Raw genomic sequence first — 17360 nt, 5'->3', positions numbered from 1 at the left:
TGTATCCGACTAAAAAACTCGCTCCTCCTCCCCTTTTCCCTTAACTCTACTCAAACCCTTGCTACTATTAGCCTTAAGTCTATTCCCAATATTCTCCGACTAAAAAAGTCTTTCCCTCATTTTTCCCGCTTTTTTCAAATATTGCACAGAGTATGAGCTTATTTCGGACTAAAAAAGTCGGTACATAAAGTACATATAAAGTTTTAGGATGAAGGAGGAAGACCATATGGTCTTCTAATAAAAAGGGAGAAATAGAACGACAATAATGTAAAAATCATCTTTTTTACAACATTTAGAACGACAAATATGTAAAAACTACAAAGTTAGAACGACAAAAACGTAAAAAAGTAAAAATGATTAAATAAAAAAAGACCGAAGGTAGCCAGAATTTGCTCTGGTTTTCCTTCGATCTTAAACCAAGTTTATTTGTCCTGAACCGACTTTTTTTGGTTAGGAACGAGTTTATTGGGGGGAGACATAGGAGAAATAAGGATTAAGGAAAAACAATAGAGAGAGTTAAATAAACTCTTCAACCCATCCAGGATTAGGTATCATTAAATGTGAAATTATTCTTTCTCTATTGCAAAGCAATCTTATTTGTATATAAAATAATTATAGGTATAGTTAAGTAGTAGAATTTGGGAGGCTTGATTAAACAATGAAACCGTTCGAGTCCTTAAATCATTTTGTTAACCACTACAAAAAAAAGGTTACTATTCCGAAAACCATTGAAATTTCCATTAACGGAAAAACGCACTCATTTACAAGGGATAGTATTCACAATAAACAGGATATCGGTTTTAATCAATGGGATAAATATATTTTTAAGGAAGGTTACTCTGATAATTTAGACCTTCTACTAAAAGTGAATTTTTATCGTTATTTTGATGAAAAAGCTTTATTTGAGGCTTTCTTTGAATTTAATCATAGGAATATTAAGTGGATAAGCCCAATTTACTTTTATGACCAATTTGTCTACAGTAAAGATTTTGATAGCGTTCGTTATTCAGAGTCACTTGAAAATTGGACTGGTTTAAAATGGATCGATACTACAAGATTCGAGTCTGCTTCACTTGATAATTTAAGGTTAGACTCATTCGAAGAATTAAAAAAGGATTTATTTTATGATTCAATACATAGTGAACGAGATCCTTACGAGGAAGAAGTTTATAGATTAAAGTGGGATATTAACGATAAAGGAGATAGTCCATACTTCAAGAAAATAGAAGGTACACCAAATTCATGGGATAATGAGGACGATTAAAGTTAAAGTTAATAGATATTCACCAGCAGGTATTTCCCACTCCAATTATATGCTTATTCTTAAAAAGACCGAATGCCCTCAGAACTATTCTGACTAAACTTCGGTCTTCTACTAATAATTTTTTTGATTACAACTGCCACTATAACCAAATAAAGCTCCTTTAGTCCCCTCGACATCACATTATGCTTTTCTCTATTTTAAAGAGCAAATAACTCTTCACCTAACCTATAAAACTACTCTTCATCTTTATTGGAGAAGGCGATAAACAATTTTTTTATGAACTCTGTTGAAGTCAATCCCCCCTTCTAATATGTATTACACGCCATCAATATACTTTTAATTATTATAACCTTGAACATAAAACCTCGTTAACAAAAGTATCCATAGTGTTTTTTCTGGATTTAATCAAATTTTAACGCCTCAATCTCACGTTTAAGATTTGTTCAACTATTTCACATGTTTTTTTATTATAATTTTTTAATCCACTTTTCCTAATCACTTTCCACTCCACAATCTCTTCCCCATTTATTCGCATTTGTTCTATTACATATTTAATCCTTCGTTCTTGAAACTGCTCAACTGTTTCTATGTTTTCATACAAATACTTTTTCACTTGGGGCAACTGAGCCAACTTTTTCTCCAACAATGCCTTTTCCCCGATCATTTGACCGACTCTACCAATCGTAATTCTTTTAGGTTTTATTTCAGGATTTAGCAATTCATGAACTACCGCTTTTACTTTGGCTAATATCTCTACATCACGCTTTCCCCAATCCACTCTTTCAACAGAAGTTCGCTTTATTGGTTTAGGGCTATTATTTTTCAACCAATCCCTATCCTTCCGATATAATCTCATATATAGGGCTTTCTCAATTTCTCTCAACTCTTTAATCGATTTTTTAGGATAATGCTTTTGCAAATCAATCCATGCCTTACGATCATGGTTCTTACAAATGATATGATTTCGTGGGATGCCTTCCTCCTCTGCTCTTTCTAAAAAACGATTTACTGTATTCGGATCTGCACCAACTCTTCGTGATAATTCCCTTATTCCTAAATCTAATTTTGACCATTCTCTAAGTTTTTGCTCCCAAAGGTATCCATATTGCTTCACTCTTGTCTTTCGAAAACGGTCTTCTTCACTTGTATCTGGCCCTCTGCGTGTATAACTGAATTGACAGTTAGGACATGTAAAAGTTCCAATTGGTACTTTTGTTTTCTCACAAAGGGAGAGTTCCACTTCTTCTATAATCGGTTTATGATAATACTCACAAACTGCATTTAAACAAAGCCATTTAGGATTACCAAATGGTTTATTGATTGCCTCATCAAATAATTGCTCAACTGATAAACCAAGAGCTGACATTGCTAATAAATGTCGGATTGGATGGAATGACTTTCGATTTTTCTGCACAATCATTGAAAGCCAATCACTATGTCCATTTAATGAAGAAAAGAATAGAACAAGTATGTCTTTACTAAAAACCGATTGGAAATAATCTCGCCACACTTTTTGCTGTACTCTCCCTGTATAATACGCCATATTAAGATCCACTAACTCACTTCGATACTTTTGATCAAACCATTGATACTCTTTCTTTTCGAATGGTTTATTTAAAATCTTTTTAATATTCGGAGCTAATTTTCTTAAAGCTTCTTTATACTCTAATACGGTTTGTTTTTTAACTCCATTAAACACATGCGATTGTTTTGATATTATGCAGTTTTCAGAAGTGGGTATTTCAAATCGATGTTTATTTTCTCCTGTGACTCGAACGCTACTATTATACAAAGGCGAAAAATGTCTTAGACAGCAATGTATACCTGGAAGCTGGTGACTCCGATGCCAATAATGCTCACCGTATTTCTCTCTATCCTCTTTTGAACATTGAGGACAAAAACGTAAAAATTCATTTTGCGGAACCCCACTTGCATTTATCCCAGCTCTTACATATATATCTTTCCCATCTTCACTACACATAGATTTGTATATTTGATCGCTTTTTTCTTTTGATAGAAAGGCTGTATAAAAAAAATAAAGAGTATGTCTTAGAATTAGTTGCTTCTCTGTTACTGTTGAATACGATGAGAGGTTTTTTACTAATGCAGAGATGCCAGATGGCAAAGAAATCGAAGCCGAGAGACTCCGATTTTCAAAAATGTCATCCAACGTTCGCTTGTAGCTAATATTTCCACTTCTTACATGGTATCTGGCACAAATACTATATAACAATTCATCAGGATAAGGTGTTGGAAAGAATATTAGCATTTACCCAACCTCCTTAATTCCTTTTATAATTCCTGCATTTTTCAGAGATTGATAGTTTGTTATCCCTTGTTCTTTGCCTACTTTGACTATTGTTCTCAAATCCCCATCTATGTTTCTTTGTTTTATTTCTGCTTTATTTATCAGTTCTAATTCTAACGAAGCTTGATATGCTTTCTTCACAAGCTCCTGTAGATTTGTAGGTTCTTCATTACCTAATACTTGATTTACTGCTCTTTTTGCTTTTTCTTTTGATAAGCCTAACAAGTTCAACCTAAAAATAGCTTCTTCTTTGAATTGTTGTTTTTCATTGTTTATTTTAGTTGAAGTTTTTACAATTGTATTTCTCTCTAAGATTATTCGTTCGTTATTCATGACTTCATCAAATGGAATATGAATATCTTCATATTGTGCAATCAATTTTGAATCCCCTGTCTTCATAGCATTTAGCATAGGTTTTACTAACTTTAAGTTTTCGCTTGTTACTTTTGTGATTAACGAGGCTGTTAATGTTTCCTTACCTGTTGAAATTGCTCTTGTCTGTGTCAATGCGAACAATTTTATTGCTATATCAATAATTCCTTGGCTCTCCTCATACATTACATCAATCATTTCTTTTGTTAATTCTGCAGGTTTTTGTACCCATTGGTATTGCCAAATTGCCTCTAAAAATAGTTGCCAATACTGATCATTTTTTAAACGTTCATATACCATATCACCTTGGCCGCTTCCCCTACGAGCCTGTCGAAATTCTCGTTGTAGTACATTCATTGCTTTTGGCGTGCCAATTAAAATTAAAGGAGTGCCAATCACATTACTTAACGTCACAAAGAAGTTAAGCATTAAGTTGGCTCCTGCTCCCCGCAAACTGATGTTTTGAATTTCATCAATTACCAAGATCCCAAGACCTATACTTCTACATACCTGTGTCATGATGGGAATTAAGGTATTAACCGACAACTTATTGGAACGACCAAACTTATTAAAATAAGGTGTACCAAGTAATCCATCTACAGCAATGAAAAATTGATTGACCAATCCTTTTACTGATCCATCATGGGGGCACTCCAATCGAAGCCATGCTAATTGCGTAAAATTAAAATCCTTATCTTTATATTTTGTATGGATAATCACTTGAGGGATTTGTTCTAAAATTTTTCCTACTGCTGTACTCTTACCTACCCCAGATGGACCAATGATGGTAAAACTACGTGGCATCGTTTGATTAAACCAACCTTGTCTTTTGTTCTGTATCGCTTCATGACCTTGTAGCAATGTAGATGCATATAATGGATTCATTGGATTTCTTCCAATATACCCTTGCCTTATCAACTTTGATATTCGGCTCTCCATATCAACGTGTACGGGAAGAACTTGAAAGAGATTAAAAAGCCTTTGAATCAAATGAAGTCGATATTGTGCATCTAATTCCCGTTCTTTTTCATTAAAATAAGGATAATGACTTAGCATTTCCACTACTTCTGACTTAGATAATATTTGAGGTAATGCTTCAATAAGTGGATGATTTTGATATTCTTTAATTACCTGCTCTTGATAAATAGCTTGATAAAAGTGCTCATTATTCATTTTGTTGCAATCCTTTCTTTTGCATTTTCTTAAACAACACTAAATCTGGATCCTCACACTGTTGACTATGTTCACTTGAATGATTGTAACTTTCGGGAACAGATACTAACATCTCCCCTTTGGACATTCGCTCTATTTCTAATTGCCGATTTTTCTTTATTCCTTTCACTCGACTGCTTTTACTCATCTCAACTATTTCATTCTTTGCCAGCTTTTCTGCTTGTTTAACAATGCTTTCAACATCTTCGATTAGCCGAATTCTTTCTTTTAATTCGTCTTGCTTGTGACTTTGTTTATCCACCTTTTCATGTTGTTGGAGATAAGCCACATCCTCAAATGTTTTAAATTTATAGCGAGCTTGATAATCTAATAGAAAACACTTTTCAAAAGAGTCTCTGTGAATTCCTCGCAAATAAATGTAATTCATATTTCTTGGATCATAAGTTACATCTACTTTCCAACTTCCGTTTAGTCTTGCTTTCACAAACCATTGTTCCTTTAAAGCCAAATTTGAGCTGTAATAAATATTTTTAAATTTAATTCCTTTTCCCGTTACTGTTGCTCTTTCTTTAGGAAGTAAATAAAGCATCATAAGTTCTGTAGAAATTGTTCGGAGCTTACCCGCACGATTTTGGATTCCCCAATTCCATAAACGAATAGGTATCGGCTCTATTTCAGCTTGTATCATTTCTTCATCACGAATATATTGGTCAATTACTTGATGATTGTTGTAATAAAGAACACACTTTATTATGATTTTGGTAAACTCCTTTAGTGTTAATTTCCCTTCTAATCGATAATCCTTCACGCCTCTTTTCCGAAAATCTGTACCAACTGATCCTGGTAACAACGGCTTGACTTGAATGTTAATTAAACGAAAATGTTGCTCGACAATTGCTTTGAAATCCCCTCGAAACGGAGCAGAATTTTCTATTGTAATATTCAGTTCTTCCGTTAATACATTAGAAGCATTTGATAATAGCTCAGCTCGGTCTGCTACAAGACATGAAGGCATATGAGCAGTCGGCCACTCTTCCTCTTCTATTGAAATGTCGTACCGTTTACAGAAATCTTTCTTGTTTTCCACCATGTTCATTAAAGCTATTCTGGCTTGTTCAAAATTCGGACCTTCTAAAGCCACATGTATTCCTGCAATCATTCTTGACCACACATCTTTACAAAAATATAAGATAGGTCTTCCTATGATCCAATTCCGATTAAACTCACTAACTAAATAGACATCTGCCACAGTCGAATCTATTTGTACACGTTCTAATGGAGAACGAACTTCTGAAGTAGCACTGCTTAATAAAGGGCGATAATTCAAGTCAAAATGACGTTTCCCCTTCCTTCTTATCACTGCTAATCCATCATTTTGCTCTTTTTTTATCCAATAGACAAATTGCTTGTAGGTTGGGATTGAATAAGGACTTTCATCTAATTCGTTATAATAAAACTCTTTTAGCATCTGTTCGTATGCAAAACGTAAGCTAACATTAGTTTTCTTTTCATAAAACTTTCTCTTTGCTAATCTAATGATTTTTTTTGTTTCCTCATCAACATTGATGCCTTCATTTGCAACTCCTGGTCTTCCTCTTTTTGCATTTCCACTTGTTTTGTCTTTTCCTTTCCCACCGCAGTTTGCAAAATCAGGCAGTAATGCATTCTTATTCATTCCTCTTTTCCAATATCGTTTTAAATATTTCAAAACACTTTTCTTTGATATTTTCATATCTTTTGCAACTTTGTTGATAAGTTTATTTCTCTCTTTGCTTATCAACAGATTGCCCACACCATTTACTAACAAATTGTTAATAACTTTCCATGATTGTTCTTGCAACTTCAACGCTTTTTCACTTACTCCCGAATCACTGTGCATAACTGCAAACGGATCTTTTTCAACAAGCATAATTTCTTTATTTTTAAACAAACTTTTAATCTCAACAATTTCCCTTTCAAAAGGTAATGAGTTATCAAAAATGTTTACAAGAAAACAGGATTGATATTGTTCGTTAATCCAAATCACTCTTTCTATACGGTTAGAGTCATATTTATATTGAATTAACATGTTTATCGAGATGACCAATCTCATCACCCCCTTGTCCAACAATCAAGACTTGATTAGAAGGCATTGTTAGTGATATTGCATTTGTCATATCAACCATTAACCTTTTAGTTGCTATTAAATGTTTAAACAACAATAGACCTGTGCCTTTTTCGACATTTACTTCCCGATCAAAATGAGTCAAAATTTCATTAACTTGTGTTTTTCCTGCTTGAATTAGTAAATGAAGTAAAACATCCGAGTACAGTTGTTGCTGTTCAATATCAATACCATATTCATGTAGCGAATAAGATGAATGTATGTACTCAATATTTTTAGCAAACACTTTTGGTATTTCTTTATTCGTGACGATCCCATAATCAATTCCTTTTTCTGACCAATACCGCCTCTGAATTTCAAAACGTTCAATAACCTGAGCATTTTCTAACTGCCGATAATCCTTAATAGACCTTGCAAAATGAGAAACTGAATCTGTATGATCTTTTTTAGTTACAAGAAATGTAGTTGTTAATATGAGAGGCTCTCCTGTTCTTTGGTTGAATAACCGCTTCTTTAATTGTTCATCGAGATTAGGCATAACTTTATCCATATCTTGAATGAGAGGATAGTGCTCTCTTATATCTATGACCTCATCATCAAATTCCAATAAGTAAAAATAACGGGTTTCTGAGTCTGACAAAAAGTGATGAACACGCTGACTCTTCCAGCCTTTCACTCGTGTTGCTCTACCTTTTGTTGAAACTCTAAACACATCAATAAAAGGTTTATAGTTCACCCCCTCACCTTGACCATAGCCTTCTTTTATTAGCCTTTTGAGACTTTCATAGGTTTGATTATGTTTTGAAATTGGCAAATAAACCACTTCCCTCTATTATTTTTTAGTACAGATAGACAATTTTGGTTGCTTGTAAATTGGCAAAAATAAAAAAGCCATTCTCTATAGTCAATTTCTACGATTTTTTTTAATCGTGACAGACTATTAAAGAATGACTCATTAGCTTTTAGACTTTTCTACTTCTTTCACTTTGCGGTAAAATGTTGCTCTTGAAATACTTAGTTCTTTTGCTATTGCTGTTACAGTTATTTGACCTCTTTTCCATTGTCTATATCGTTTGAGAAATTGTTCATCAACCTGATACTTAGGCCGCCCAAAAGCAACCCCTTTTTCTTTAGCAATTTGAATGCCCTCTGCTTGTCGCATTCTTATATTTTCACGTTCAAGCTCATATAAGGCTCCGAAGACTGTAAGCATGAACTTCCCTGCTGGTGTTGCAGTATCTAAACTTTCTTTCAGGCTGACAATTTCTACTTTCTTCTCATTAAGATCCTTCACAATGGTTAAAAAATCTAAGGTATTTCTCGCTAATCGTGAAATTGACTCGATATATACGACATCACCTTCACGAACGAAACTAAGCATTTCTTTTAGTTGAGGTCTTTCCATGTTCTTCCCGCTGACTTTTTCTGCAAAGATTTTTTCAACACCAATTTCTTTTAAAGCAACTAATTGTCTATCCAAATTCTGAGATTCTGACGAACATCGAGAATACCCGATCTTCATACCCATCCCTCCCATTTGGATATTTATAGCATATATTATCTTCATTTGTAGCAAAAAGTCAATATATAATTCAATTACATGTATCAATAGAAAATGGAACTTTATTTACATAAAAATCAGATCAAATTGAGTGTTTCAATTCGTACAGTTTTTGAGCCACAGATCGTTTTTAATATGGTAGCAAATATCATCACTTATATTTTTCAACAAACTAAAATGGTATATTATGTTAGAATTAAAATGACAACCGATCTTCAACTAACGAAGCAGAAGAGTTTAAGAAAAGTATATCTATACATAAATAGGGAAAGTTAAGACAAAACAAGCATATAAGATTGGAGTTTTGTCTTATGAGTACCCACGAAGATGTAAAAATTACTTCATCTGAAATGGCTTCACTGTGGTCTGCCTACATCAATCAAACCCATAGCATTTGTACCTTAGAATATTTTTTGGCGAAAGTAGAAGATGATGATGTAAAAGAAACACTCAAAAGTACATATCAGGACATAGAAAGTATGAAAAACGCTTGTAAACAGTTATTACAGGATGAACAAGTGCCAATCCCAACAGCCTTTGGTACCCAAGATGTAGATGTAAATGCACCTCGACTTTTTTCAGATTCTTTTTCGTTGATGTATGTAAAAAACTTATTAAGAATGATGGTAGCTTCTAATGGTTTAATGTTTACAATGTCTACTCGAAAAGATGTTAGAGAGCTTTTTAAAGGTGGTTTATCTAAGGCAACTAATTTATTTAATGAAATTAGTGACACTTTATTAGAAAAGGGAATTTATACAAGACCGCCATTTATTGAACCACCCAAAAAATCTGATTTCATTGAAGATAAGGATTATCTAAATGGCATTGATTTGTTTAGTGACCAACGATTTTTAAATACTATAGAAATATCTCATGTATTCGCTAACATTGAAGCAAATGTAATTGGTAGTACATTAACAAAAGCATTTGCACAAACAGCAGACATAAAAGAAGTTAGAGAATTCATGGAAAATGCAGGTCAGTTATCTGAAAAAATCGTCAATTCTCTAACACAATTCTTAACGGGGAGTCAATTACCAGCACCAATGGCATCTGAAACACAAGTACTTAGTTCATCACAACCACCATTTTCAGATAGAATGATGATGTACGAAATGACAGTTCTATCAAGTGCGGGACTTTCTGATTATGCGACTTCGTTAGCTACAAGTTCAAGAAATGATTTGAAGAGACATTATATGGACTTAATAAACGATACTACGAAAATCGCTAAAAAAGCTGAAACTATAATGATAAAAAATCATTGGCTTGAACAGCCACCGCAACAAGACAGAATAATTCCTTAATAATAGATAGTAATGGGGGGTTGAACTTGAATGACGTTCAACTCTTTTTTTGTGTAACTTACGGGAGCAATAGCACAAGAGGCTGTCACTGCTCTTGTTCCACAAACGGAGCAGGATAGTGGAAGATTGTAAGGAAGGAAATGTTCATAGGAGGTATGGAAAGTGGACTTATTACTTTTGATAACTATTGGTTTCATCATAATTGGATTTGTTGTTCTCGTCTCTTTGAAAAAAAGTATGGAAAGTAAGGTGGCTTTTATAAAAGCAAATATAGCAAACGAGGAAAGTTCAACAAAAGCTAAATCAGTAATTGGGTGGATAGTGAGTGCCACAGCTTGGGGAATAGTAAGTATCATTCTTATTGTTTGGTCCTTTCATAATCACTTTGGATAACTGTTGGTTTCAAATGTACTTAAATTAACGCTCGATAGTTGGACTTAGGCTACCGCTTATCGTGCTAACGAGCAGGTTTATACAACAAAAGTATATTTTTGAATCACCTACAAAAGATACCTAATGGGTGATGAAAATGCGGTTTAATATTTTGATGGGGTTTGTAATGCCTTGGTTTTTTGGAATTATTTTATTTAAAAAGCAGAAAAAATTACTAAGGATTGTCCCCTTTGTGTGCGTTATATCAACTCTTGTGTGTATATGGGGTGATTATTATAAATTTTGGATAGTCAAACCTAAAATAAAAAGGAAACAATACCTTACAACAATGCCTTATAACTTAGGACTATATCCAATATTAAGCGTAGTTATGGTTAATCGGATTAACAAAACAAAGCAAGGGCTTTTGCTTGTTTTTATATTTACTCTTTTTACTACGATTGCGGAATATGGAATGGTGCTTCTGAAAAAAGTAACGTATAAAAACGGTTGGAATATTTTAAAGACCTATATCTCGTATTTGATACCTTATTATTTGGTGTATAGATATTATTTGTGGACACACTCTGATAAGTAGTTTTCTTCACTAACGGTAAGCGTTAGTTCAACAACCCAAAGGGAAGCGGAATGATAAAAAACTCTTTCTGCTTCCCCTTTCATTTCCAATTTCCTATCCCATTGTCAGTTTGATTCTGTTATTTTCCTAACTCGATAAAAACTTCGTATATTACATGTTTTTTAAATACTGATACAGTTATTTTCCTAACCTTATAACTTTTTTACATTTCCTTCGTTCTATTTTGTGTAAAACTATTTTGTTAACAGCTCCAGCAAGCTTTCAACGTATTCCTTAATTTGTTCGGGCTTGCTATTAAATTCGAACTTTTCAGTTGGATGAAGTCTTCCACTTTTTGCTTCACCAGGAATACCCTTAAGAATACAATACTCAATTACATCAAAATCAGATGGATTGCCTCTTGTAAAAATTTCAAAACGCCACCCCTTATGATCAAGAACCGAATCAATTGCGACCTTTACATCTTTTTCAGGTAAAACAATATCAATGACAGCAATATCGAACAATTGGTTTAAATCTCGACACTCCCATTTCTTTAATTTCACTCCATTAACCTCATCAGGTAATAGTCTATTAACTTCTTTTACTTTTTTACGTAGAGTATCACGATAACTTTTAATCTTTTTCACAAGTTCAATTAGCTCTTCATCATGTTTAGAAACAAACTCTATAAACTTATCATCCATCTTCGTTCCCTCTTTCAACTTTTTCATATTTACGATTAGGTCAGTTAAGATCTGCATATATCGAAAGTCGGCTGTTTCAATTTTATTCGCTAAATAAAATCTAAGTTTAGCAAAATATTCTTCATATGTGATTACATGAAATCCACTAATATTATTAAATGCTGGCGTATGTAGACAAAGGACTATCGGTACGATTTGCTGTTCTTGAAATTGCTTTTTAACATAACTTAAGTAGCCCTCTAAATCGTTGTACAAATCGGCATACATTTTGTTTTCAATCAGTATCACGTACTCTTCATTTTTTAACAGAATATCAATAAATGTACCTTTATCCGTTCGTACTTCTCTATCAACTTCCCAAACCTCATCAATACTTTCAATCTCAGGGTTACTTATATTGAGTAGTGCTTCAATGCAAATGTTCCTTAATTCATGTGGCTTAGCTGGATCAAAGAAAAAAGCCAATACATTAGAAACGACATTTTCATAGTGCGGATATCCACAAATATCAAAATACGTTTCCTTCTCCTGTTTATTCAAATCTTTAATTTTGCTAAACTCCGTTAATAGTTGTTCATATTCATGCATTCTAATACAACTCCTCTCAACACATATATGGAAAAATCCATTTCTCTTAACCCAAAAGCTTGATTTTATCTTTTGGGTTTACGGCAAATTATTAAAAAACAAGCCTTAACCAATCATGTTTACTTCTTAACTGAATTAAACCTATTATTAAGACAAAAGCGATACAGTTATTTTCCTAACCTGTTTAGCTTTTGGTATTAAACTACCTTATCAATTTGAAAGGGGACTGTCATGGACCGTATTCAAGAAAAAAGAAAAGAAATTAGCAATGTTATTGAATCGTACCGTAGTTGCAGGGTAAATATTAGTCATCAGGAAAAACAAATCTATAATGTTGTTAGCACATCGGGGCTCACATGGAAAGAACGGTCTGATAAATGGGGAAAAATTCATTTGGGTACGGACAGGCTGAGAATTGATTTAGATTACCCTGTTGGTTTATTTAATGAAGAAGAACTAAAAGACCTTACTTTACTTCCATTAAAAAGAGAATTGGCTCAAAGTAAAAATCAATCCCACATTAACCCAACGATTGACGGAGACAAGTATGATACGTTGCGAATTATTTTGTATTCGGATAAATTGGCAAACTATGACTTTCAGAGCACTAAATTCAAAGAGCTACTTCAAAAAATTGTAGACAGCAATATACTGTAAAATATGTAATGTGCTTGACTTGCCTCATGCAAGTTCGAGCACATTTTATATGATTAGCCATCTCTTTTATTTTTTCCAAAATAATAATTTAGTAACTTCAAAATCTGTATTGAATAATACTCAATAATTTGCCCATCCGAATCAGAAATTTTTCCCTGTTGATACAGTGTAAAAGCTTCTTCCATTAGTTTCTCTATTTCTTTTTTTGCATGGTTAAAATAACGAAACTTCATCTTTATATTTTGCTGTATGATACCTGTTGTTATCTTTGTCGTATTTTTAATTACTCTTTCACGTAATTGTTTTATTTCAATTTCTGTTAATTTATCACCATTCTCTTCTGTTGTTAGATACACCTCATGAAATAATTCTAAGGAATTCTGGTATAACGAACTCTTGCGAAAGTTAGCAACATGCATAATCCGTCTCCTCCCTTTTCATCCTATTTAGCACATGGACTAATTCCTTGTAGATACTTTCTGCTATACCATTAAGTGTATCGAACTCTTCTATTGTAATATAACTTAACGAATAGCATGAGTCGATAATAGCCATGCACTCTGCACAACTTCCCAGCGAAATATTCAAATGATCAAAGGCTTGCAAAGTCGTCAACTTTTCATAGTCTTTCTTATTACTATAAATAGACTCACTTGCTCTAATAGCTTGATCAATTAAATTATACTTTTCATACTGAGGAAGTTTTGCTACAATTTTTTCCATTTCAACTTTAAAATGCTGTGCAAACTCTACAATATTTAAAGTTGTCATTTTTAATGCACTCAGCTCTTTTAACATGCAGATTCACTTCTTTTATTTTTAATATGAATTTTATCCATTAACTTAATCAACATTCTTAACACCTCTTCAGCCAAATTATCAAGCTCCTTATACTGTTGTGCCGAGATATAGTTCAATGAGAGAGCTAAATCAAGGATAGCCCTTGTTGATGACAATTTCTCAACGGCAGTATTGTAACGATCATGTTCTTTGTTGTAATAAAAGTTTGCATTACCCTCTGCGATATTCAAAGTAATTGAAACAACATTCTTACGTAGGGCAGTGATCAATACATCGTCTTCAAAATGAGGGAAAGCTTTGATAGCTTCATATATTTCCTTCTGATAACATATTGCTTTTTGGTAAACAGTAAGATCTCTAAAATTTAATACTCGTGGTTTTCTTTGTGCCATTTTCTAATCTCCTCTCTCTTTCTAAGCGTCTTGGAAATAAAAATAGTCATTGTGATAAGTTAGATGGGTTTGTTTTGTCTGGTAGGGAAGTAGTTCACTATAAATAGCTATATTGAAAAGTGAAAATTCTGGAGAAGTTTTTGCATTAGTTTGAGGATTTACTTCTTCTAAAAATAAGAGGTAATCATTTTGGGAGAGCAAATAAGATGGTGGAAAACCAGATTGTAGTTGCTGATAATCTTCCAAACAAAGGTGTTTTGAAACAAAGATAGGAATAGACAAATCTATCGAAAGACTGCTTAATAATGCACTGTCTACGTCATCTCTATACTGATAATAACCGTCTACGAAAACTATCAACTTGCTATTCTTCCTTTTTTGTATAGTGAGTTTTTGCTTCAATTCCTCGAATTCAATGGTACGCTCGACAACAGAAATATAATTTGTAATGGATCGCATCGATTTGAGCAGACTCTCTTTTGTAAAGGGGGTGGTATTGATTTCATGGATAATAGAAGATAGTGATGGGGCTTGATCTCTCATTTGTTTGTAATAATGTCTAACCATTAACTGTTGAATGAATTGCTTTCTTTTTACATTTTCAGTGATATAAATTACTGCCATCTTTTGTGAAGCAAAATCTTCAATCAAGTGTGTCGATAGTCCAAATAAAGCTTCATGAAACTTTCCTACTAACGAATATACTCCTGTATTTAATCCCCCAGACAACAATTCATTTACGTTGTTCAGATTGGTTCGAATAAGATTTTTTGGGTATATTTCATCCAAAAATATGCCTTTCAAATAAGGGGTTAGTTCTGTAAAAACTTTCTCATTTTTTTCTTCAGTTGCTAATGCATTCACTGATAACACTCTCCTTTCTTTTGTTACAAGACTATTAAACAACAAAGTCAACTTTCTGCAAATACAAAATCGGTTCTACCATGTTCGACACCTTAATACCACCGAACAAATATACAACAATAAATTAAAAAAATGTTAAATTATCTACAATATTTTACAATTATTTGATATAGTATTTGTATAAATGGTATACTCTATCTTTTTAAACGAAGGAGCATTGCTATGAATATAGAAGTAGATATCTCATCAGCAGAAAAAATAGAATTTATACGAGCACAAATGATTGAAACAGGCATGAGGAAAGGGTTACTTCATCCGTCTACCATTAAACTTAGTCAACACCTTGACACCCTATTAAACAATTACAGCAAAAAGTCATTTACTAAAGTTCCCGTTGTAAATTAAAACTCCTTTTTCCTGCATACTTACCTTGCCATATTGTAAACTTTCCTTATACATAAGTAGAACGCAAAACCCATTAACTGCTATAGGTAATGCGTTCTGCCACTCTTATTAAGCAATATCACCTAAATTTTTCTACGTTTTAATAATTAAATTTTATCCCATCTATAATCTTCCATTTACTCAATTCCATTATAAATACACGTATGTTTTATTGTTCTACATGAAATCCCTATACATTAGCAATTCTTTTTTAAAATTAAATTATTACGGAGGTAACTATGAGAAAAAAATTTATCCAAAATGGTGAAAAGAAATTTATTGAGGCTGTTGTGCAGTCTGTTTTAAAGAGGGATCTTTCCAAGATTCACATCTTAATTGATGATCGTAATGTTTATCGTTATCTATCGTATCCTGTAGAACAGCAAATTGATGATATTAGGCGTGAGGATGGCACAAGCGTGAAAATCCTATGCGTAATTAGCAAAGAGCTAATTGAAGACTTTCATTCGAAAGCTGGTCATGACGACCTCAGTAAACCTTGGATAAAAAAAGCGGTTAAGCATGTTATTGATATCGGAAAAGAGAAAGCAAAAGAGATCTATTCTTAATATAAGAGAATCATTTCTTATAGTAATTCCAAATAAAAGGTAGGGACTTGAGATTTTGACTTCAAATGTCCTTACCTTTTTTGGCTCCAATACGCATTATGTCTACTACGCCTACTTCTGCAAAACTGCGGCCGCAGATAACACACGGTTTAACATTATATCAATATTAGCCGTATAACTTAATGTTACTACCTTCTGCTTCTAACATACGGCTCGTTATTTTCGATTATTCGTAATGCCCCATCTGTTCTATTTGATAAATATCTGATTTTTTATCTGATGCATAAAACCTTTAATTTTAGTCGTATGATTCTTATATATATATAAAGGAGAAAACGAACATACGGGTAATGTATATACCATACGAAATAATGGAAAAAACAGATGAATACTTCTTAACAATAGTTGCAATTACCTAATTGAGTTTTCTCCGCATCAGATAATACATATACAAAAATTGGAGATACGCAAATAGAAGGTGAAGAAAACGTATAATCTGCTATTTTTATATGGAAATACTCTTCTATTGTATGGAATTCAATGAAAATAGCAAAATAGAAGATATCACTACAATGTAATGAAAACAAAATGCCATAGAAGCATAACAACATTTCTTGAATTCAGTTATAAATTTTATGGCTTCTATTGCATTGCATATAATATGAAAGCAACATTCAACATAGGAGAATTCACTGCAACTACTACATATACATTGCAATGAATGCAAACTAACATATAGAAGCTACACAATCATGAATGATAGCATTACTACTAATGATTAGTACTGCTTCTATTGCATTTATTCAAAGCAACGCACATAGCAAATATGATATATAGCCATAACCATATTTCATTGTTGCTTTGATACACAAATAGAAGTAGTCTTTCCATTCATATCCAATAATACAGTGGAGATTTCTACTACTTCTATTTGCCATTGAATGCAATTGAACAAAGCACATCAAATAGGAGATTTCACAGCAAATTACTTATCAATAAAGGTTTGCTTCAAAGAAATAAAATTACTACAACAAAAGAATTAACGCTTTATAGCAAACCGATTGCTTTGTTCATTAGTTCATTCTATTGCTGTTAGTTCCTTGTATATGTTGATTTGCTACACCACTGCTCTAATGCTATTTGCTATAAAGCTATTGATTGTGATATCTCCTATACATAATATGGATTTCTTATAAATCTATTTTCCCATTGCTTATTCTTTTATTTGTTCATTAGCTAACGGGGCATTACGTTTCAGCAATAAATAAAAAAGCCAGCAGTTTGATCATGATAACTG

General features: G+C 32.9%; 17 protein-coding genes. 7 read left to right on the top strand and 10 right to left on the bottom strand.

Features of this window, described 5'->3' with window-relative positions:
• The first annotated feature begins 658 nt into the window (after positions 1-658).
• Positions 659-1264 (top strand): hypothetical protein, encoded by a 606-nt coding sequence (locus tag T323_RS0114915; protein WP_026673993.1) that lies wholly within the window; start codon positions 659-661, stop codon positions 1262-1264.
• Positions 1265-1676: 412 nt separating this feature from the next.
• Here the strand turns inward: T323_RS0114915 and T323_RS0114910 are convergent, their stop codons facing one another.
• The 5 genes from T323_RS0114910 to T323_RS0114890 form a co-directional block, all read right to left on the bottom strand.
• Positions 1677-3533 carry a TnsD family Tn7-like transposition protein gene (locus tag T323_RS0114910; RefSeq protein WP_026673992.1) on the bottom strand — a complete coding sequence of 619 codons (1857 nt, stop codon included), beginning with the start codon at positions 3531-3533 and terminating at the stop codon, positions 1677-1679.
• Positions 3534-5117: an AAA family ATPase gene (locus tag T323_RS0114905; RefSeq protein ID WP_026673991.1), complete on the bottom strand. Its 1584-nt coding sequence runs from the start codon at positions 5115-5117 to the stop codon at positions 3534-3536.
• Entirely contained in the window at positions 5110-7203 is a 2094-nt protein-coding gene (locus tag T323_RS26860; RefSeq protein ID WP_051556554.1) for a TnsB C-terminal domain-containing protein, read from the bottom strand. The genes T323_RS0114905 and T323_RS26860 overlap by 8 nt, the downstream gene beginning before the upstream one ends.
• Positions 7169-8035: a heteromeric transposase endonuclease subunit TnsA gene (locus tag T323_RS26855; RefSeq protein WP_051556553.1), complete on the bottom strand. Its 867-nt coding sequence runs from the start codon at positions 8033-8035 to the stop codon at positions 7169-7171. The genes T323_RS26860 and T323_RS26855 overlap by 35 nt, the downstream gene beginning before the upstream one ends.
• Positions 8036-8176: 141 nt before the next feature.
• Positions 8177-8743, bottom strand: a complete 567-nt coding sequence (locus T323_RS0114890) for a recombinase family protein (protein ID WP_026673990.1) — start codon at positions 8741-8743, stop codon at positions 8177-8179.
• A 350-nt stretch (positions 8744-9093) separates the two neighbouring features.
• Between T323_RS0114890 and T323_RS0114885 the strand changes: the two genes are divergently transcribed.
• The 3 genes from T323_RS0114885 (at position 9094) to T323_RS29780 (ending at position 11062) form a co-directional block, all read left to right on the top strand.
• On the top strand, positions 9094-10092 hold the full coding sequence (locus T323_RS0114885) for a DUF3231 family protein (RefSeq protein WP_026673989.1): 999 nt from the start codon (positions 9094-9096) through the stop codon (positions 10090-10092).
• A gap of 162 nt (positions 10093-10254) precedes the next feature.
• Positions 10255-10485: a hypothetical protein gene (locus T323_RS0114880; protein ID WP_026673988.1), complete on the top strand. Its 231-nt coding sequence runs from the start codon at positions 10255-10257 to the stop codon at positions 10483-10485.
• A gap of 130 nt (positions 10486-10615) precedes the next feature.
• Positions 10616-11062 (top strand): CBO0543 family protein, encoded by a 447-nt coding sequence (locus tag T323_RS29780; protein WP_373279338.1) that lies wholly within the window; start codon positions 10616-10618, stop codon positions 11060-11062.
• Between the two features lie 233 nt (positions 11063-11295).
• On the opposite strand, the gene T323_RS0114870 is transcribed toward T323_RS29780, so the two are convergent.
• On the bottom strand, positions 11296-12336 hold the full coding sequence (locus T323_RS0114870; RefSeq protein WP_026673986.1) for a PD-(D/E)XK nuclease family protein: 1041 nt from the start codon (positions 12334-12336) through the stop codon (positions 11296-11298).
• A gap of 231 nt (positions 12337-12567) precedes the next feature.
• On the opposite strand from T323_RS0114870, the gene T323_RS0114865 reads away from it, so the two are divergent.
• Entirely contained in the window at positions 12568-12993 is a 426-nt protein-coding gene (locus T323_RS0114865) for a hypothetical protein (protein ID WP_026673985.1), read from the top strand.
• A 53-nt stretch (positions 12994-13046) separates the two neighbouring features.
• On the opposite strand, the gene T323_RS0114860 is transcribed toward T323_RS0114865, so the two are convergent.
• Genes T323_RS0114860 through T323_RS0114845 form a run of 4 tightly spaced genes read right to left on the bottom strand, consistent with a single transcriptional unit; the run spans position 13047 to position 15050 of the window.
• A complete protein-coding gene (locus tag T323_RS0114860) occupies positions 13047-13412 on the bottom strand; it encodes a hypothetical protein (RefSeq protein WP_026673984.1) in 366 nt (121 codons plus the stop codon).
• Positions 13399-13791 (bottom strand): four helix bundle protein, encoded by a 393-nt coding sequence (locus T323_RS0114855; protein ID WP_026673983.1) that lies wholly within the window; start codon positions 13789-13791, stop codon positions 13399-13401. The genes T323_RS0114860 and T323_RS0114855 overlap by 14 nt, the downstream gene beginning before the upstream one ends.
• On the bottom strand, positions 13785-14186 hold the full coding sequence (locus tag T323_RS28075) for a four helix bundle protein (RefSeq protein WP_026673982.1): 402 nt from the start codon (positions 14184-14186) through the stop codon (positions 13785-13787). Before T323_RS28075 ends, T323_RS0114855 begins: the two co-directional genes overlap by 7 nt.
• Before the next feature lie 21 nt (positions 14187-14207).
• Positions 14208-15050 carry a hypothetical protein gene (locus tag T323_RS0114845; protein WP_026673981.1) on the bottom strand — a complete coding sequence of 281 codons (843 nt, stop codon included), beginning with the start codon at positions 15048-15050 and terminating at the stop codon, positions 14208-14210.
• Positions 15051-15272: 222 nt separating this feature from the next.
• On the opposite strand from T323_RS0114845, the gene T323_RS26845 reads away from it, so the two are divergent.
• On the top strand, positions 15273-15455 hold the full coding sequence (locus T323_RS26845) for an aspartyl-phosphate phosphatase Spo0E family protein (protein ID WP_035178864.1): 183 nt from the start codon (positions 15273-15275) through the stop codon (positions 15453-15455).
• 278 nt (positions 15456-15733) lie between these two features.
• Positions 15734-16063 carry a hypothetical protein gene (locus T323_RS0114835; RefSeq protein WP_026673980.1) on the top strand — a complete coding sequence of 110 codons (330 nt, stop codon included), beginning with the start codon at positions 15734-15736 and terminating at the stop codon, positions 16061-16063.
• The last annotated feature ends 1297 nt before the right edge of the window (positions 16064-17360 follow it).

The sequence above is a fragment of the Alkalihalobacillus bogoriensis ATCC BAA-922 genome (genome assembly GCF_000621445.1).
Taxonomy (GTDB): domain Bacteria; phylum Bacillota; class Bacilli; order Bacillales; family Bacillaceae_F; genus Bacillus_AO; species Bacillus_AO bogoriense.
This window is presented reverse-complemented; position numbering and strand designations above follow the sequence as displayed.